17 protein-coding genes are annotated in these 18,871 nt (G+C 57.0%); 6 read left to right on the forward strand and 11 right to left on the reverse strand.

The genetic code is table 11. The features are described 5' to 3' along the window. The first annotated feature begins 115 nt into the window (after positions 1-115). On the forward strand, positions 116-1,021 hold the full coding sequence (locus CMN55_RS06665) for a dihydrodipicolinate synthase family protein (protein WP_293948769.1): 906 nt from the start codon (positions 116-118) through the stop codon (positions 1,019-1,021). A 22-nt stretch (positions 1,022-1,043) separates the two neighbouring features. Here the strand turns inward: CMN55_RS06665 and CMN55_RS06670 are convergent, their stop codons facing one another. The 6 genes from CMN55_RS06670 to CMN55_RS06695 form a co-directional block, all read right to left on the reverse strand. Next, positions 1,044-1,403 carry a phasin family protein gene (locus tag CMN55_RS06670; protein ID WP_293948770.1) on the reverse strand — a complete coding sequence of 120 codons (360 nt, stop codon included), beginning with the start codon at positions 1,401-1,403 and terminating at the stop codon, positions 1,044-1,046. Between the two features lie 74 nt (positions 1,404-1,477). Further along, positions 1,478-3,034 carry a bifunctional aminoglycoside phosphotransferase/ATP-binding protein gene (locus CMN55_RS06675; RefSeq protein ID WP_293948771.1) on the reverse strand — a complete coding sequence of 519 codons (1,557 nt, stop codon included), beginning with the start codon at positions 3,032-3,034 and terminating at the stop codon, positions 1,478-1,480. Beyond that, positions 3,034-4,761 (reverse strand): SulP family inorganic anion transporter, encoded by a 1,728-nt coding sequence (locus tag CMN55_RS06680; protein ID WP_293948772.1) that lies wholly within the window; start codon positions 4,759-4,761, stop codon positions 3,034-3,036. Before CMN55_RS06680 ends, CMN55_RS06675 begins: the two co-directional genes overlap by 1 nt. A gap of 8 nt (positions 4,762-4,769) precedes the next feature. Continuing rightward, positions 4,770-5,963, reverse strand: coding sequence for an acetate/propionate family kinase (locus CMN55_RS06685; RefSeq protein WP_293948773.1), 1,194 nt, complete (start codon positions 5,961-5,963; stop codon positions 4,770-4,772). Continuing rightward, the gene (locus CMN55_RS06690) at positions 5,960-7,351 is read right to left on the reverse strand and encodes a bifunctional enoyl-CoA hydratase/phosphate acetyltransferase (protein WP_293948774.1); all 1,392 of its coding nucleotides are present in this window, start codon (positions 7,349-7,351) and stop codon (positions 5,960-5,962) included. The genes CMN55_RS06685 and CMN55_RS06690 overlap by 4 nt, the downstream gene beginning before the upstream one ends. 24 nt (positions 7,352-7,375) lie before the next feature. Beyond that, positions 7,376-9,298: a PHA/PHB synthase family protein gene (locus CMN55_RS06695; protein ID WP_293948775.1), complete on the reverse strand. Its 1,923-nt coding sequence runs from the start codon at positions 9,296-9,298 to the stop codon at positions 7,376-7,378. Between the two features lie 262 nt (positions 9,299-9,560). Between CMN55_RS06695 and CMN55_RS06700 the strand changes: the two genes are divergently transcribed. From CMN55_RS06700 to CMN55_RS06710, 3 genes are read left to right on the forward strand one after another with little or no spacing between them, the layout of a single operon-like run. Continuing rightward, positions 9,561-12,005, forward strand: coding sequence for a Lon protease family protein (locus CMN55_RS06700; protein WP_293948776.1), 2,445 nt, complete (start codon positions 9,561-9,563; stop codon positions 12,003-12,005). Then, positions 11,998-12,840 carry a universal stress protein gene (locus CMN55_RS06705; RefSeq protein WP_293948777.1) on the forward strand — a complete coding sequence of 281 codons (843 nt, stop codon included), beginning with the start codon at positions 11,998-12,000 and terminating at the stop codon, positions 12,838-12,840. Before CMN55_RS06700 ends, CMN55_RS06705 begins: the two co-directional genes overlap by 8 nt. A gap of 26 nt (positions 12,841-12,866) precedes the next feature. Beyond that, on the forward strand, positions 12,867-14,120 hold the full coding sequence (locus CMN55_RS06710) for an APC family permease (RefSeq protein WP_293948778.1): 1,254 nt from the start codon (positions 12,867-12,869) through the stop codon (positions 14,118-14,120). On the opposite strand, the gene CMN55_RS06715 is transcribed toward CMN55_RS06710, so the two are convergent. Together CMN55_RS06715 and CMN55_RS06720 are read right to left on the reverse strand one after the other, a co-directional pair. Continuing rightward, positions 14,117-14,914: a glycosyltransferase family 25 protein gene (locus CMN55_RS06715; protein WP_293948779.1), complete on the reverse strand. Its 798-nt coding sequence runs from the start codon at positions 14,912-14,914 to the stop codon at positions 14,117-14,119. The two genes, CMN55_RS06710 and CMN55_RS06715, sit on opposite strands and share 4 nt — an antisense overlap. Before the next feature lie 38 nt (positions 14,915-14,952). Beyond that, on the reverse strand, positions 14,953-15,630 hold the full coding sequence (locus CMN55_RS06720) for a gamma-glutamylcyclotransferase (protein WP_293947478.1): 678 nt from the start codon (positions 15,628-15,630) through the stop codon (positions 14,953-14,955). Positions 15,631-15,695: 65 nt separating this feature from the next. Here CMN55_RS06720 and CMN55_RS06725 point away from each other — a divergent pair, with 65 nt between their 5' ends. After that, positions 15,696-16,145 carry a DUF1499 domain-containing protein gene (locus tag CMN55_RS06725; RefSeq protein ID WP_293947479.1) on the forward strand — a complete coding sequence of 150 codons (450 nt, stop codon included), beginning with the start codon at positions 15,696-15,698 and terminating at the stop codon, positions 16,143-16,145. Here the strand turns inward: CMN55_RS06725 and CMN55_RS06730 are convergent. Then, positions 16,142-16,873, reverse strand: coding sequence for a sulfotransferase-like domain-containing protein (locus CMN55_RS06730; protein ID WP_293947480.1), 732 nt, complete (start codon positions 16,871-16,873; stop codon positions 16,142-16,144). The two genes, CMN55_RS06725 and CMN55_RS06730, sit on opposite strands and share 4 nt — an antisense overlap. 50 nt (positions 16,874-16,923) lie before the next feature. After that, positions 16,924-18,129: an acyl-CoA dehydrogenase family protein gene (locus CMN55_RS06735; protein ID WP_293947481.1), complete on the reverse strand. Its 1,206-nt coding sequence runs from the start codon at positions 18,127-18,129 to the stop codon at positions 16,924-16,926. Between the two features lie 120 nt (positions 18,130-18,249). Here CMN55_RS06735 and CMN55_RS06740 point away from each other — a divergent pair, with 120 nt between their 5' ends. After that, positions 18,250-18,654 carry a rhodanese-like domain-containing protein gene (locus CMN55_RS06740; RefSeq protein WP_366931922.1) on the forward strand — a complete coding sequence of 135 codons (405 nt, stop codon included), beginning with the start codon at positions 18,250-18,252 and terminating at the stop codon, positions 18,652-18,654. A gap of 36 nt (positions 18,655-18,690) precedes the next feature. On the opposite strand, the gene CMN55_RS06745 is transcribed toward CMN55_RS06740, so the two are convergent. After that, positions 18,691-18,871: hypothetical protein (locus tag CMN55_RS06745; RefSeq protein WP_293948780.1), on the reverse strand; the 181-nt coding region annotated here is incomplete at its 5' end.

Consider the following 18,871-nt stretch of genomic DNA (forward strand, 5'->3'; position numbering starts at 1 on the left):
GATTTTCGGTTGTAAAAATCTGTCAGTGTCCCGAAAAGGACAGCAAAATCCCGATTGACTTTGCCGGATGCTGTGCTCTCATGGGTTTATATATAAGGCAGAAGGGCGGCGGCCGATGGCGGATCAGGAAAAGGACGACAAGAGCGATTTGGCGGGGGTGATCGCGGCGGTGCCGACGCCGGTCACCCGCGCGGGCCACCTCGCAGGCGAGCGATTCCTGCGGCAGTGCGAATGGGCGCTTGAAAATGGCTGTGACGGCCTTAATATCCTCGGCACCACGGGGGAGGCCAATTCCTTCGGACAGCAGGCGCGCCGTGATATCATGGAGGCGGCGGCCGACGCCCTGCCCGGACGCAAACTGATGGTTGGCACCGGAACGCCCGATCTGGAAACGACAATTTCGCTGACCCATCATGCGGCAGACCTCGGCTATGCGGCGGCGCTGGTTTTGCCACCTTTCTATTACAAGCCGGTGAGCGATGAGGGGCTGTTCCGGTATTTCATGTCCTTGTGCGATGTGACCAGCGACAGCCCGATCCCGATATATCTTTACAATTACCCGGCGTTGACCGGCGTTCCTTTCTCTCTTGACCTGATCCGCCGTCTCTGGACGGAGACGGAAGGGCGAATTTGCGGCATCAAGGATTCATCCGGTGACATTCCCTATTGCCGGGAAATTGTGAAGGCTCTGCCGGAGTTCCGCGTGTTTCCAAGCAGTGAAACCAGCCTGGCCGCGGCCTCCGAGCATGGTTTTGCGGGCTGTATTTCGGCAACCGCCAATATATCCGCACCGATTTGCGCCCGGCTATGGACGCCGGAGGAGGAAAAGCCAGATGCTGCGGATGTGGCGGAGCTGACCCGACTGCGCGCGGCCATTACTGCTGCCCCGCTTATTCCAGCCATCAAGCATCTCATCGCGCGTCGCTTTGCTGAAGAGGAATGGGAGCGGGTGCTGCCGCCCCTGACAGAGTTGACGGAGGATGAAAAAAACAGGCTGAAAGGGATCAGCCTGTCGGAATAAGAGGGAGGGCTTTTACAAGATCCTATTGGGGCATTTCCGGTTTCCCCGATGCCATTGTCGCAAGACCATCCCCATCCGGGCCAATCTTCTGATACAGATCGCCAAGTCTGCTCGCTTCTTCTGTATACTGCCTGAAAGCCGTCTGGAAAAAATTTGTATAGACATTCATGACTTCCTGGGGCGTCTTGCATTCGGCAAGCTGAGCCGGTATCGCCATGTCTTCTTTTAGCCGGTCGGTACCGAAATTGAGGACTTCTTCTCCCCAGACCTGCATGATTTTCACAATTTTCTCATTCTGTTTGACGGCGGCTTCGAAATCACCGGGCACAGCAAAAATGAACGGTACTGCCTCGCGACTGTCAGATGTATTTTTTCGGGTCATTGTGCATCCTTTCCTGCCATAACGACGCTCATTTTAACCCGACGAAACGCTGTCAACATTGATCAAAGTCAATATCAGTTTATTCTGATGCTTTTTGTCGCCGCCTTGAAAGTATCCTCTGCCGTTCCGCCGGCATCAACCCTGCGCCAACGGATATGTTGCGCGCCCCGCTGTATTTGCAAACGCACCACATCGGCGGTGGCGTCAGAAGCATCATTGCGCCGCGCTGTCACTCGCGCGGCCAGTGTTGCCTCATCCGCCTCCAGCCAGAGGCCGGTGAAGGGCACGTCCAGTTTCCAGGCAATGTCCTCCACCGCCTGTCGTTCGGCTTCCTTCGCAAAGACAGCATCGACGATGACACGCTGCCCTGATTTGAGGGCGATATACGCCTTGTGCAGCACGCGGCGATAGACGGCGTCGCTGCTCTCCTGTGTGTAGGAATCGGGGGGGAGGCTATCGCTTTCGGCCACATTGAACATGGCTTTGCGTTCAACATCGGTGCGGATATGGAGATAGCCCGGCCCCGGAGAGGGACGTTCGGCCAGTGCGGCGGCAAGGGTGGTTTTTCCCGTGCCGGAAAACCCGCCAACGGCAATCAGGCGGGCGGCGGGCGGCTTCAGATATTGCAGGGCTTCATGAAAATACACGCGGGCGCTTTTGCAGGCTGTTTCCGCGTCGCTCCCCGTTTTCTGGCGGCTGAGATCGGCCGTTACCATGGCCCGCACCCCGGCGCGCAGGGCGAGGAAAAGCGGCAGGGCTTTGAGACCAAATAAATCGGCATCTTCGCCGGATAGAGACAGATAGCGGTTCAGCAGTCGCGTTGTGGCTTGTGTCATTTTTCGATGATTGAGGTCCATCAGCAGAAAGGCAAGATCATAAAGCGTGTCAATGCTCGCCAGCTCTTCATCAAATTCAAGGGCATCAAACAGGACGGGGTGGCCATCCATCAGGACGATGTTGCGAAGATGGAGATCCCCGTGGCAGCGCCGGATATACCCTCTCCGCCCGCGATATCGCAAACAGTAGCGGGCATGTAAAAGTGCCGCCGACGCCGCGGCTGTAAATTCTGCTGCCTCATTTTCTGCAAAAATACCGGGGGAGCGTGCAAAGCTCGCGGAAAGCTGTGCGATTAGTTTTTCAACACGCGCGGGCCCGTTACCGCTTCTGATGATTTTTGCCTGCCGGTGACTGGCGAGAACAGCCCGGGCCAGAGCCTCTATCATCTCCCGGTCTGTGATTGCCTCACCGGGAAGCCGGTCAAAAAGAGCGGCCTGATCAAAACGCTGCATATGCACCGCCCATTCGACGGGTTCCCCCGGCCCGTCAATGGCGAGGGAGCCATCCTTCTGCTGCGTGATCGGGACCAGCCCAAGATAGAGGCCGGGCGCAGCAGGGCGGTTGATCTCCAGCTCACGGCGGCAGATGGCTTCCCGTTTTTCTAAGGTGGAGAAGTCGAGATAGGGCAGCTTGACCGATTTCTTGATTTTATAGGCATGTTCGCCCGCAAGGAACACCATCGCACCATGCGTCTCATGGGTTTCAACCTCTTGCGGCGGCTCAGGATAGCTTGCCGGATCAGAGAGAAACGCAATCACCTTTTGTTGTGTTTTCTTGTCCGTTGGGGCCGTCATTATGTGCAATCAAGCGCCCGGAAAGCGTCATGGGTGCTGAGAAAAACCCGTCCGGGCTTCAGATGTTCAAGGAAATCGGTTTTTTCAAGCCGGTCCATTACGGGTCCTTTCACCTCTGCAAGGTGGAAGGTGACGCCGGCGTTTTTCAGATCAATGATCAACTGCTCCAGTGATTCAAGTGCACTGCCGTCAATGGCGTTTATGGCGCTGCATATAAAGATAACATGTTTCACATCCGGCTGATCGACAACAGCGGACAGCACATAATTTTCAAAATAGCGGGCATTGGCGAAAAACAGGCTCTCATCCACGCGTATGGCAAGCAGATGCGGAGAGGTCTTGACCTGATGTCGTTTGATGTTGCGGAAATGCTCGCTGTCGCCGACCCGGCCGACGATGGCGATATGCGGTTTGCTGCTGCGCCAGAGAAAGAGAACGAGAGACAGGATGACCCCGATGATAATACCGCTTTCTATCCCCTCCGCCATAACCATCAGAAATGTCACCATCCAGGCGAGGGCATCGCTTTTGCTGTAGATCCAGCTTGTCTTGAGAGCGCGCAGATCGACAAGACCAAGCACCGCGATGATGATGATGGCGGCGAGCACTGCCTGCGGCAGGTAATAGAAAAGCGGTGTGAAAAACAGGACCGACAGGGCAATCAGAACGGCGGTTATGATCGCGGCGGCTTGCGTATTGGCGCCCGCATCGAAATTGACAACGGAGCGGCTGAAACCGCCGCAGACAGGGCTGCCGCCGGAAAAAGCCGCGCCGATATTGGCGACGCCGAGGCCGACCAGCTCCTGATTAACGTCGATTTTCTGCCGCCGTTTGCTGGCGAGGACGCGGGCGATGGCGACACTTTCAACGAAACTGACAAGGGCGATGAGCAGGGCGGAAATGGTGAGCTCCCGCCACAGCGTCATGTCGAAACCGGGGATGGTTAGCGGTGGGAGGCCCGCCGGTATCGCGCCGATAACGACAAGCCCCTTGTGTTCGTTCCACAACATCTGCGCGGACAGAATGGTCATCAGAATGACGACGAACATCGGCCCTGCCTTGACCAGTGTGCTGGCAAGCCCGCCCGGAAGGCCAAGCCGCACCAGCAGCGGTCCAAGATAGCGGCGCATCATGAACAGCAGGATCAGACTGACGGCGCTGATAACCATTGTAAGGCCGTTGGCCTCATTGATATGGCTGAAAATATGGAGGACGGCTTCATCAATCCGGATATTGCGCGGAATATCAAAACCAAGAAGATGCTTGAGCTGACTGAAGGCAATTACGATTGCGGCGGCGCTGGTGAAGCCTGACATTACGGGGTGACTGAGGAAATTGGCGAGAAAGCCCAGCTTAGCAATCCCCATCAGCAGCAGGAACAGTCCGGTGAGCAGCGACAGGACCAGGGCAGCAGCGATATATTCCGCCGATCCCGGCAAGGCAAGGCTGCCGAGCGCGCTCGCCACCATCAGGGAGGCGACGGCAACCGGTCCCACCGCCAGTGTCCGGCTGCTGCCAAAAAGTGCATAGAGGATGGGCGGCAGGATACTCGCGTAGAGCCCAATTTCCGGTGGCAGCCCGGCGAGGATGGAATAGGCCATGGCCTGCGGCACCAGCAGGATCGCGGTGATGATCCCGGCCGTCAGATCACCGGGCAGGTCCCTCTTGTTATAGTGTCGCAACCAGATGGTGGCCGGAATGATTTTGCCGATTGCCGATATGTTCATGGAATGGGTCACCGGTCTGTTGCTGCATATATATTTCTGGCGGCCTCGGCGATGACTTTTTCCTCATCCGTCGGAATGACGAGCACTTTAATGGCCGATGCCGCGGTGCTGATGACCGGCGCGTTCGTCTGATTGGCAGCGTCATCGAGTTCGATACTGAGCCAGTGCAGAAATCCGCAGATGCGGCGGCGGACCATTGCCGCGTTTTCGCCGATGCCGGCCGTAAAGACGATGCTGTCGAGCCCGCCAAGGGGGACCATCAGGCTCCCTATTTCGCATGCGGCACGATAGCAGAACAGGTCGATCGCTTCTTTTGCTTCCGGGCGGTCGCTTTCCATCAGGACCTGCATGTTATTGCTGATGCCAGAGACGCCCCGCAAGCCGGATTCGTTATAGAGGAGATGTTGTATCTCCTCCGCCGTCATGCCGCGTTCCTGCATCAGATAAAGAACGACACCGGGATCAAGACTGCCGCATCTTGTGCCCATGACAAGGCCGTCAAGGGCGGTGAAACCCATGCTTGTGGCGACGCTTTTTCGCTCCTTCATCGCGCAGAGACTGGCGCCATTGCCAAGATGGGCGATAATGCATCGTCCGTCCGCCTGCGCATCAAGATAATGGGGCAGGACGCTGGCAATATATTCATATGATATCCCGTGAAACCCGTAGCGGATGACCCCTTCATCAGTGTAGGAGCGCGGCAGGGCGAATGTCTCGGCGAGTGGGTTCTGGGTGCGGTGAAAGGCCGTATCGAAGCAGGCAACCTGTAACAGCGTGCTATCCCGCTTCATCAGCGCGTCGATGGGGGCCAGATTATGCGGCTGATGCAGTGGCGCAAGGCTGGTGAGGGTTTCCAGCTGATTAAGCGACTGTCGGTCAATTCGGACGGGGGCTGCAAATTCCCGCCCGCCATGCACTACCCGGTGGCCGATGGCGACGATACGCTCATCCTGATCATGCGCTTCCAGCCAGTCCAGCAGCCGCATGGTCAGGCTCTGGTGATTGCTCGTGGCATCAATGGCGGCAAGCTCGCCTTCTGCCATGGGCTGCCCCTTGCCATCCGTTGCCCGGAACGCGGGCGCACGGCCGATGCTTTCGATTTTGCCGCGGATCAGCGGTCTGCTGCTGGACGGTGTCAGGGGATAAAGTGCGAATTTGATACTGGAAGAACCGGCATTCAGGACAAGGATGGCATCGGTCATGGCTTGGATTTCAGGGTATAATGGGCATACAGCAGGGCAAGGGCAGAGGAAGCGAGCCGGGACAGGGTGCCATCGGCCCGGCTGGTCAGGATGATGGGCACGCGGGCGCCAAGGACAATCCCGGCGCTTTCGGCTCCGGCAAGGTAGATAAGCTGCTTGGCGATCATATTACCGGCCTCCAGATCGGGGGCAATCAGGACATCCGCATCGCCCGCGACAACAGACTGGATACCTTTCGTTTCCGCAGCCGATTTGGAAATGGCGTTATCAAACGCGAGTGGTCCGTCCAGCAATCCGCCGGTGATCTGTCCGCGATCCGCCATTTTGCACAGCGCCGCCGCGTCGATGGTGGAGGCAATTTTCGGATAGATGGTTTCCACCGCTGAGAGGATGGCGACTTTCGGTAGCGGAATGCCGAGGGCGTGGGCGAGGTCAATGGCATTCTGGATAATGTCCCGTTTGTCGTTGAGATCAGGATATATGTTGATTGCGGCATCGGTGATCATCAGCGGTTTGGGATAACTCGGCACGTCGAGGGCGAAGACGTGGCTGATCCGCCGTTCGGTGCGCAGGCCGCTTACTTTGTCAATCACAGCCTCCATGATTTCATCCGTATGCAGCTTGCCTTTCATGAGGGCGGCGACCGCACCTTCGCGCACCAGCTCGACCGCGCGGCGGGCAGCGGCATGGCTGTGCGGCACATCGACGATCTGATAGCCGTCAAGGCTGCGCCCGGCCACTTTCGCCGCGGCGCGTATCTTCGTTTCCGGTCCGACAAGAATGGGCAGGATCAGGTTTTGTTCCGCCGATTCCAAAGCGCCGAGCAGGGAGGTTGTATCGCAGGGATGGACAACCGCCGTCGGGATCGGGTCAAGATGCTTGGTCGCCCTGATAAGCTGCTGATACTGCTGTCCGGTTTGATGCAGATGCGCCTCCGCCAGCAGGGCGCGGGGGCGTTTGACTTTCTCGGTCGGAGCGCGGACTTCCGCCTCCCCCTCGATCACCGTCTCTCCGGCCTGATTGATGCAGTCGCATATCAGCAGGACCCGCGCATCCGGTTTTTTCTCGCTGACCGTGACCCGGACCGTGACGCAATCACCAATGCCGACAGGCTTCAGAAAATGCAGTGACTGGTTGATGAATATTGTCCCGGGTCCCGGCAATTCGGTTGCGATCACAGCCGCAATCAGAGAGCCGCCCCACATCCCATGGCTGATCACCTTTTGAAAACTGTCGGAATTTGCATATTCCGCATCCAGATGGGCGGGGTTGGCATTGCCGGACATCCCGGCGAAAAGCTCGATATCCTCCGCCTTGAGGTAACGGACCAGATCGGCACTGTCGCCGATTGCGATTTCTTGATACGTCCTGTTTTCAATATATTGCATGGCGGTCCTTTATGTACACGGCGATCAGGGCAGAAACACATAAGTGCCGGGGGCGTTTCCAATGACTTCATGGCCCTTGCCGGTCATGCCCATGGGAGGCGGATCAACAGGAGGGGATGAATGTTGTATCAGCCAGCTACTGAATTCCGGCCACCAGGAGCCCTCCCGCTCCGGCGTTTCATCATACCACTGTTCCGGATCCCTGTAGCGATCTTCCGCCCGTTTGGTGGCAATGCGATAATGGCGGCGCGGATGCCCGGGTTCCGAAACAATCCCGGCATTATGTCCGCCATTGGTCAGCAGAAAGGTGACATCCGCATCCGACAGGGTATGAATTTTAAAGACAGAGCGCCATGGCGCCACATGGTCGCGTTCCGTGCCGACGGCGAAAATTGGCTTGCGGATGTCCGTGATGGAAACCGGCCTGCCGTCCACCTTGAAACGCCCTTCGGCCAGGTCGTTATTGAGGAAAAGGTGCCGGAGATATTCCGAATGCATGCGATAGGGCATGCGCGTTGCATCAGCATTCCATGTCATCAGGTCACTTTCATCCGGGGTTTCACCCATCAGATAATTGCGGACCGACCTTGACCAGATCAGATCGTTGGAGCGCAGCAGCTGGAACGCGCCCGCCATTTGCGTGGTATCGAGATAGCCCTGTTCCCACATCATGTCTTCCAGGAAAGTGACCTGGCTTTCATTGATAAACAGCATCAGCTCTCCGGCCTCGGTGAAGTCGGCCTGCGCGGCAAAGAGCGAGACAGTTTTCAGCCGGTCGTCATGATCGCGCGACATGGCGGCGGCGGCGATGGCGAGCAGGGTACCGCCAAGGCAATAACCGACGGCATGGATCTTCTCGTCAGGCACAATATCCCCGATCACATCAAGCGCGGACAGGATGGAAAGAGTGCTGTAATCATCCATCGACAGATCGCGATCCTCCGGATCGGGGTTTTTCCAGGACACCATAAAGACAGTGAAGCCCTGTTCAGTCAGATATCTGACCAGTGAATTTTCCGGGGAAAGATCCAGTATATAGTATTTCATGATCCAGGCGGGAACGATCAGCACCGGTTCGGGCCGGACCTTGTCGGTCACCGGCTCATACTGGATCAGTTCGATCAGGCGGTTGCGGTAAACAACTTTCCCAGGCGTGACGGCGAGATTGCGCCCGACCTCATATTTCTGAGTGCCGGGCAATTTCCGGCCGCTGATCACGGCGTCCAGATCACGGGTGAAATTCTGATAGCCACGAACAAGATTCTGGCCGTTTTCTTCAACGGTTTTCTGGATCACTTCCGGATTGGTAAAGAAATAATTGGACGGGGAAAACAGGTCCAGTATCTGGCGGGCCGCGAATTCCACTACATTTTCATGTTGTTTTGTGACGCCGCGGACGCCCGTGGTTGCATTATGCCACCATTGCTGGTTGAGCAGGAAGGCCTGATGGAGAATATTATAGGGAAATTGCTGCCAGGCGTCGCCGCGAAACCGGCTATCCTGCGGCAGCGGCTCAATGCAGGCCGTATGTTTTTCGGAACCGGGGGGCGTATGGGCGCAATTCAGCATGAAATTGACCAGCCGCACGCTTTTCCGGGCCGCCTTTTCCACAAGCTGCATCTGTTTACCCGGCGACATGGCCAGATGCACAACCCAGTCGGCATAGGCGTCGGCCATGGCGCTCGGTGACAGGCCACCTGTGAAACGGGCAAGGGTTGCATGGGCGGAGCGGTCGAGAATGTCCTGTATAGAGGCCGAAAAATAGGAATCCTTGTGAGCGGGAAAATGCCGGAAGAGTCCCTTATGTCCCGGAACGGCGGGTGGAGATGGGGATGCTGCTTGCAGGGCCGTTGCAGGAGATGGCCGTGCCACTGGCAAATTGACAACGCCATCGAATTTATCATCGGATGTGTTTCTGCGGCTGCGGGCGTCTTTCTTTTTCTGCATGGTTCACACTCCTGATCCCGGCGCGGGCGGCGGGGCATCGTTCTTTCACATTATACTCCGACTTTGTGCGCCGCAGCATTGATCACGATCAATTGACATGTCGGTCTTTACTGTTTTCTGTCGCCGTTAAGCCACCTTGAATGCCAGATGTCGCCTCTGGCGAAGGGGCGAGGGGATGCATTTTTCTGTTCAATTGATTTCCCTCATTTTTCACAATGGGTAGTATGGTAAAATAAAATGTTGATTAAAGGAGAGGGTTGTAATGGCCGAACACAAGGCACTCCCGGCTTCAGAGCTGTGCCGGAAATATGATCTCAGCATGCTCGGCTTTACCGATACGACACAGATCGAGGATCTGCGCGAGCCACTCGGTCAGGACCGCGCGGTGGAAGCCATCCGGTTTGGCATCGGTGTTCGGCACGAAGGCTTTAACCTGTTCGCGTTCGGATCGTCCGGCGCGGGAAAGACGGAAACCATCCTGCGATATCTGGAACCGGAAGCGGCGGCCAAATGCTGCCCTGACGACTGGTGCTATGTAAATAATTTCGCGGCGCCTGATCATCCCAAAATGCTGCGCCTGCCCGCAGGCCGCGCGCGTGAACTGGCCAAACAGATGGAAAGCCTTGCCGAGGAAGTCCGGGTCGTCATTTCCGCCGCCTATGAGAGCGAGGATTACCGCACCCGGTTTGACGTAATTGTCGAACAGTTCAAGCTGAAGCAGGAAGAGGGGTTCGAAACTCTGCAAAAAAAGGCGGGCGAGAAGAATATCGCCCTTGTCCGCACGCCGATGGGGTTGGCGCTGGCTCCCTCGCGGGAGGGCAAGGTACTGGATCCGGAGGCGTTTTCCAAGCTGCCCGCCGATGAGCAGGAACAGATCAAGAAAGATATTGGCGAGTTGGAAGAGGAATTGCAGGCCGCCGTCCGTATGATGCCGGAGATGGAGCGTGAACAGCGCCGCGAAATCGTTCGACTCAATCGGGAAGTCACCAGCTTCGCCGTGGATCATCTGATTGATGAAAATCGGGAGCATTGGCGTGATTGCCCGGCAGTCCTGGGGTTTCTTGATGACGTGCAGGAGTATGTCATCGACCACAGCGATGTTTTTCGCCTCAGCAAGGATGAGGCGGTCGAGACAATTCCCGCCCAGATGGCCGGTGATTTCCTCCGTCAGCAGGAACGGGTGATCAACAACTGTCAGGTCAATGTCCTGGTCAGTCACAATCCCGACGGCGGCGCGCCCATCGTTTATGAAGATAATCCGACGGTGGAAAATCTGCTGGGGCGGATCGAACATCGCTCGGAATTCGGATCACTGGTGACGGATTTCCGGCTGATCAAGCCGGGGGCGTTGCACCGGGCGAATGGCGGCTATCTTATTCTGGATGCCCGGCGGCTGCTTATGCAGCCCTATGCATGGGAAACCCTGAAACGTGAACTGCGCAGCCGTGAGGTGCGGATTGAAACCCTGTCGCAGATGATGTCCCTCGGCAGTATCGTCAGCCTGCAGCCGGAAGCCATACCGCTGGATGTGAAGGTAATCCTGATCGGCGACCCGATGCTGTATTATCTGCTCAGCCAGAATGATCCAGATTATTATAACCTGTTCAAGGTGCCGGTCGATTTTGAAGATCAGCTTCCGGTGACCGATGACGCCATTTCGCTTTATGCCCGTTTTATCGCAACGGAAGCACGCAAGAAAAGCCTGCTACCGCTGGACCGGAGTGCGGTGGAAAAGGTAATGGAGCGAATGACCCGTCTGACCAGTGACAAGGAGCGGTTGCTCAGTCACGCCCGCGCCCTTTCCGATTTGATCTCGGAGGCTGATCATTGGGCCTCCGCGCGGAGCGCTGCGATGATCAGCGGCGAAGATGTGCAGCAGGCCATCAGCGCGCATATCCGCCGGTCTGACCGGATGCGGGAAAAGACGCAGGAACAGTTCCGCCGGGGCACCATGATGCTGGATACGAGCGGAGCGCATGTCGGCCAGATCAATGGCCTGTCGGTCCTGCAACTCGGCGATTTCGCTTTTGGCAGGCCGAGCCGGATTACGGCGCGGGTGCATCTGGGCCGCGGCCGGGTGGTCGATATCGAACGGGAAGTCGAGCTTGGCGGGCCGTTGCATTCGAAGGGCGTGCTGATTCTCACGAATTTCCTGGCCGCCCGCTATACGCGGGACAAGCCGCTGTCCCTCACCGCCAGTCTTGTCTTTGAACAATCCTACGGCGGGGTGGATGGGGACAGCGCCTCCTCGACCGAGCTGTATGCCCTCCTGTCGGCATTGTCCGACGTGCCGATCCGCCAGTCGCTCGCGGTCACAGGATCGGTCAATCAATTTGGTGAGGTGCAGGCCATTGGTGGCGTCAACGAAAAGATCGAGGGCTTTTTCGACCTTTGCAAATACCGGGGTCTGACCGGCGATCAGGGGGTTTTGATCCCGCAATCGAATGTGAAGCATCTGATGCTGAAGGATGAAATCGTTGCAGCGGCCGAACAGGGCCAGTTTCATATTTATCCCGTGGCGAGCATTGATCAGGGAATTGAAATACTGACCGGTGTCACGGCCGGAGTGGCGGATGAGGCGGGGAACTTTCCTGCGGATAGCATCAACGGCAAGGTGCAGGCGCGGCTTGACGGCTTTGCCGATGCGGCGGTTCGCTACGCCAGATCGGGGCGTGATGACAAATCAACGGAGGGGGCGGATGTCTGAAAGACCCGTCATAAAATATCGCCGGATTTTATTGCAGATTGATGCGGCCTCCCATTGCCGCGAAACCATGGGGGCGGCCATCGACATTGCGGCGCGTCTTGGTGGCGAGCTGCACGGGGTTTTCATCGAGGATAGCGATCTTGTGACGGTCAGCGAGCTTGGCTTCGTGCGGGAATATCGGCTGTCCTCTCCGGAGGCTCACCAGCTTGACCGGCTGACGATTGAGGCACAGCTCCGCGCGATGGCAAGAAGTGTCCAGCGACAGTTGGAACGCGAAGCCCGGCGGCGCAAGATCGCGGTTGGCTTTCGCGCGGTGCGTGGCACGGCCTGGCCGACGGAGGAAAGCGATCTTGAGGATGCCGACCTTGTCATTATCGAAAATACAGGGCGGCTGCATTCGCGGAATTTCCGGAGCCGCCTTTCCGGCCGCGCCCTGCCGACCGGCATGCTCCGCCCGACGTTACTGCTCAAGGGCGCAAAACATTTAACCGCGGAAGCATTGGTCATTTGCGATTCCCCTGTTGCGGCGGAGCAGGGAGTACGCGCCGTCACCTCCCTGCTGCCCATTCCACTGTCGCATATTACCCTGCTGCCCTTCGCTCTTGATGACGCGGCCCTTGCGGGGCTTGCCGAATTTGCAAAATCAGCCGGTCAGCCGGGAGAGGCCGATTTGCGCATCATGCCGCCATTATCGGCGGCAAACGGCCATGTGCTGGAACGGATGCTGGCGCGGGAGAGTCTTGTCGTCCTGACATCAGGCGGCGCATTTTTGCAAGACCCCGCCAATCTGGAGCCTTTGCTGACCAGCCGTCATCCGCTTCTCTTTCTGCGCTGATCGTCGCGGGAAACGATATTGTACCGATGGCGGACCGGCAGGAAACGGAGAATGTCATGATCCCGCAGAACCGGGTCGATCTGGCGCGGAAACTGACCCTGCCGCTGCTGGTCCTTTACGGGCTCGGCGTCACCATTGGCGCCGGGATCTATGTGTTGGTTGGCGCAACGGCGGCGGAGGCAGGAATATATGCGCCCATATCCTTTCTGATCGCAGCGGTCGTCGTGGCCTTTACCGGGTTTTCCTACGCCGAGCTGTCGACCCGCCATCCGGTCAGCGCAGGGGCGGCGGCCTATGTGCACGCCAGCTTTAAATCGCCGGGCCTGACCCTAACCGTCGGATTGCTGGTGGCGGCATCGGGCGTCGTATCTTCGGCGGCTGTCTCTCTTGGCGCGGCGGCCTATATCGGCGATATTATTGCGTTGCCGCCAACCTTGCTGGCAGCGGCGGTGATCCTGATCATAGGTGCGATTGCCGCCTGGGGTATCGTGGAATCCGTGACGGTTGCCGCTATTTTCACCTTGATTGAGATCGGCGGCCTGGGTCTTGTGATTTATTATGGCATCAATGCCGATCCTGCCATTATATCAAATTCGCTGCAGCTGCTGCCGCCCTTGGAACTGTCAGTCTGGGGCGGAATTATGTCGGCGAGCCTGCTTGCCTTTTTTGCGTTTGTCGGGTTCGAGGATATCGCCAATGTCGCAGAGGAAGTGGTTGAACCGCACAAAACATTGCCGCGCGGTATAATTCTTACCCTGCTGATCACAACCATTCTTTATTTTCTCGTCGTTTCCGTTGTCATTCTTGTTGTGCCGATGGCGGAGCTGGCGGGCTCTGCCGCGCCGCTTGCTTTTGTTTTTGAAAATGCGGGAACAGCAACCAGCGGGATTTTTCACATGATCTCCATTATCGCCACGACGAACGGGGTGCTGATTCAGATCATTATGGCGTCACGGGTGATTTATGGTCTGGCGAAACAGCAGAACCTCCCTGCCTTTCTTGCCGTGGTTCATCCCGTCACGCGAACGCCGCTGGTTGCGACAGGCATCATTACCGCGCTCGTTCTGATGTTCGCAACGCTTCTACCCATAGCCCAGTTGGCAGAAGCGACATCGAGCATTGTTCTGATCATCTTCTGTCTGGTCAATCTCGCTCTGATCCGCCTGAAAAAAACCGAGCCCGCTCCATCCGACAGCGTTTTTGTCGTCCCGTTCTGGGTTCCTGTGGGCGGATTGCTTCTCAGCATTACGCTACTGATTACAGGCTTTTTGGCGATCTAGAGTTTCCGGTCGCGAAACCAGCTTGAGGCGTAAAGCACGCGCTTGCCCACCCCGTTGCTGAGCTTGTACCAGAAGCGACAGAAAGGATGCAGCAGTCTGGTGATGCCGGTTATCCGCTTGGTGTTGTCAAACCGCTCATCGCCAATGGTTGACGGGCCATCCAGATCCGGCGTGGCGGGGGAAGGATGGATCAGCAGGGTTTCAAGCCCGGTTTCCCAGGCCCGGCTGTGTGTGATATCGACGGGCACCCAGTTTCTCTGCATCATCTGTAACAGACGCTGCGCCGCGGCTTTGTTCAGCAGATAGGCGTAGGCGCCGCTGGGGGAGGTTGGAACACGGGTAATGCTGTATCCATGGCGGAGACTGGCGAGTTTGCGAAAGCCGAGATCGAACACCTTGCCATGGCCGACAAAGCGGATCAGGTCCCAGGGAAGTTCTGTCTTCTGGATATCTTCCAGCACGGCACGGAAATCATCGGCGAAGAATACATCATCCTCCAGAACGACCGCACGCTCGATATTTTCGTCCACCATTCTCTGATAAATGGCGCGATGCGACAGCAGGCAGCCGATTTCGCCGGCCTTCAGATCCTTGCCGAAATAGCGGCGACGCTTTCCCCCGTCATAATCGGGGAGGTTAGGGATATCCAGCTTATACCCGTCCACCGCCGGAAAGAAGGTCGGGGTGAGACCGACTTTGGCCAGCCGTTCCGTCATATCGCCGCGGCGGCTTGTGTCCGATTGCCGGTTGATGACAAAAATCGGGGGAAGATCGCTATTGGGATTGAGGGGCACTGGCGGTCTCCGCGCGGTTATTGGATACAACCGGATTGTTAGGCCATGTTGGCGCGGCGATCAAGCTCCCGCATTTTCACTTGCAACTCGTGAAGATAGCGGTCTTTCACATTCATCTCGTCGAGATGCGCAATGGTATTGGTGAGATAATCCCGGCAGGTGCCGAGATGCCCTTCCCCGGTGGCGAGAAGGCGGGTTGTCTCTTCCATGTCCATCTCCCGGATATAGCGGGAATGGGTGCGGTTGATGACAAAGGTTAGCCCCTTCACCGTCCCGCCCGGCAGGCGGAGGTTGACCAGACGGGCATGATAGGCGCCGGAGATCATTTCCCGCATCCACAGGATATCCGTTTCGCTGTCGATCTTTTCGGGGGCGATGTGAAACGCCCGCCCGTTGCAGGAGCCGCCATGGTCAAGCGCCAGCATCAATCCCGGCTTGTCGGGGCTGCCCCGTCCGATTGAGGCTTTCATGCAGAAGCGGCGGCGAAAGCCATGCAGCCGAGCCGGTTGCCATTCGGTAAAGTGAAAGGCCGGATTCCACAAAAGAGAGCCATAACCGAAGACCCAGAGGCCGTCTTGCGGGTCAATTTGCGACAGAAACGCGTGTCTTGTCGCCTCCCGCTCCTCATGGGTAAGAGCCTGAAAGGGACCATGCTTCTGCGCCTCGCGAATAAGTTCGTCGATCCGTTCCCGATTGAATTCCTCTCGCACCAGCATGATATTTAATCTAATGTACCTTTGGGTCTTTGCAATGACAGGGGTTAGTCAGAACAGGTGTCATAATGTTGAAGAATCTTTTGAAGAATGTCCAGAGGCCGGAACTGGATTTTTCGACGCTGAAAAAGCCTCGCAAGCCAAACACCTATCTGATGTCGCCACCGGATTACGCCGAATATCCGCCGAAAACGGTCAGCCCGATTTTCGAGCTCGATATGCCGACGCTTGCCGCCCGATTTGAAAAAGTCGCGCTGGGTGAACCGCGGGTCGAAAAACTCAGTAGCCGCAATATTGGCGCGGATCTGCAGGTTGACTATGTGCAATGTTCGAAGCTCATCGGCTATCCCGACACGATTACGGTCCGCTTTATTGATCTGGGGGAAGGGCGGTCAACCCTCGCTATTTTCAGCCGCGCCCACTATGGATACCGTGATTTCGGCGTCAATGAAGCGCGGGTCAGGGACTGGATGAGGAAACTCGACCATGCCCTCAGTGTGCCGGAGAAAAACGCCTAGATTTTATAGGCGCGCAGCGCGTCGTAACTGGGCTGCTGCTCGGCGGCAAGCTGTTCCAGATCGTCGTTGAGGGTTATTTCCTTCTCCTCATAGGGCGCGAAGCCGGTCGTTGCCTCGACTGATGCATACCAGTGCGTGGCCCAGACGCCATCTTCCGGCCGTCGGCCTGCGGGCCAGGACAGCATTTCAGGCTGCCAGTTGATGTCGAGAGCCGCGCATAATTTTCGCAGCATATCTTCCGGATTTTTCAGGATATCCTCCGCCTCGACCACAACCGGGGTCTCTCCTGTGAGACGTTGCAGCGCTTCGAAAATTTCAAGCTGACGCCGGATGCCGATATCATCGGTCGTGATGCGATCCCATTTTACGGCATAGGAGGCGATGACCCGTCTCGGGTCACGGATCAGGAAACAATTGCGATGATGGCGGAACGCGCCGAGGTCCACCTCCTCCAGCATATGGTGGGTCATCTGTTTGATATATAATTCTTGCGCAGAGTGAGGGCCGTTGAGATTTGCCGCCACCACCTGCCAGTCGGTTGGCTGGCTGGCGATGACTTCTTCATACATCGGGTGTTTGAGGCCGGTCTTTGCCAGATAATAGGCATAGAAGGGTTCATCGACGGCGCGGCACCCCGGCCTGCTGGCGAAGGCGCGCATCATCGCCGTCGAAATATTCCGGGGGCCGGACCACATGGAGAGACGGATCGTTTCCGTGCTTTCAGGCAAATTACTGGACTCCGTCCATCAACTCATTGACTCCGTCAATAAACTCTCCCCTAGAGGCCAAGAATCAGCTTCGCCATGATGTTGCGCTGGATTTCATTGGACCCGCCATAGATCGACACCTTTCTGGCGTTGAAATAGCGCGGGGCGACACCGCTTGCGTAATCCGGCCCGACGGGTTCTTCATTCTGCCCGGGATAGAGCGGGATGAACGGCTGGGAATAAGTGCCGACGGCCTCCAGCGCCAGGGCGACAACCTCCTGATAAAGGTCCGTGCCGCGGCATTTCATGAGGGAGGATTCCGGCCCCATATTTTGCCCCGATGTGAGCTTGCTCAAGATGCGAAGCTCCGTCATTTCCAGCGCCTGCACGGCAATTTCAAGACGCGCCAGCTTGGCATTGAAGGCGGCGTTTTCAATGACTGGTGCCTGCCCGTCAATTTCCTTCGCGGCAATGGCGCGGACTTTCTCAAGCCCGCGTTTGAGCCGTCCGGCATAGGCATTGCCCCGCTCAAATTCCAGCAGATATTTGGCGCAGGTCCAGCCCTTGTTCATCTCGCCGATCAGGTTTTCCTTCGGTACCTTGACGTCATTGAAGAACACCTGGTTCACCTCCTGCGCGCCCTTGATGGGCAGGTCCAGGGTCGGGATCGGATCAACGGTGATGCCTTCTGATTTCATGTCGATCAGCAGGAAGGAAATGCCTTCCTGCGGCTTGCCGCCAGATTGCGTGCGGACAAGGCAGAAAATCCAGTCCGCATACTGGGCGAGTGTTGTCCAGATTTTGGAGCCGTTGCAGAGGAAATGATCGCCCTTGTCCTCCGCCTTCATTTGCAGGCTGGCAAGGTCGGAGCCCGAGCCCGGTTCCGAATAGCCCTGGCACCACCATACCTTGTTTTCGCGAATGTCAGGCAGGAATCGCTGCTTCTGTTCTTCGGTGCCGAATTTCATGATGACGGGGGCGCACATGCTGACGCCGAAGGGCATGATGCCCGGCGCGTTCGCATTTGCCATCTCGGTATCGAAGATATACTTCTGTGTCGTCGTCCAGCCCGGTCCGCCATGTTCGACCGGCCAGTTGGGGGTGAGCCAGCCTTTCTTCGCCAGCGCGTCCTGCCAGCGGAGGTGATCCGCTTTCGGCATGTAATTATTGCGGTTTTCCGCCATCTTCTGTTTCAGATCCTCGTCGAATTCATCGGCGAGAAACTGACGGACTTCATCGCGAAAGGCGATGTCCTGCTGGGTAAATGAAAGGTCCATATTCCGCTCCCTGACTTTTTATCTCGACGAGTGCCATTGTCATCATGTTATGTTGATTTTTAAGATTGAATAGACCACAAGGACACACTTGTATTTTACGATAACGGATCGGAAGGATGAATAAAAATGAAAAAAGGCATCAAGCAGCTTATTGAAGAGGCGAACAGCCAGATCAAAACCCTGTCGGTCGAGGAAGCGTTAGCCCTTCATGGCACCGAGGGTGTCACATTTGTCGATATTCGCGATGTACGCGAACTGGAACGGGACGGTCAAGTGCCGGGCGCCGTGCATGCGCCGCGCGGGATGCTTGAATTCTGGGTCGATCCGGATAGCCCCTATCACAAGGAAGTTTTTGCAAGCGGCGACCGGTTTGTGTTTTTCTGCGCGGCGGGCTGGCGCTCTGCGCTTGCGACCAAGGCGGTGCAGGACATGGGCCTTGAAAATGTCTGCCATATCGACGGCGGTTATGGCGCCTGGAAAAAATCTGGCGCCCCGGTTGAGGAGCGCCAGAAAAAAGGCGGTTGATATTTTGTCCGGCTGATTTTTGGATCGCTGCCGCGGTCAGTTCTTCTTGCCCCCGAGAAGGCCGCCGGCAGCATCCAGCAGATTCTTGACGCCGCCGGAGTCCTTCTCCGCTCCGCCTTTCAGGCTGTCTTTGAGATTATCTCCAGCCCCTTTGGCGTCATCTATGATCTTTTTGACATTTTCCGGGTTCACGTTTTTGAGTGTCCCGGCCAGATCA

Origin of the sequence: Sneathiella sp. (assembly GCF_002694385.1) — a bacterium.
GTDB lineage: Bacteria > Pseudomonadota > Alphaproteobacteria > Sneathiellales > Sneathiellaceae > Sneathiella.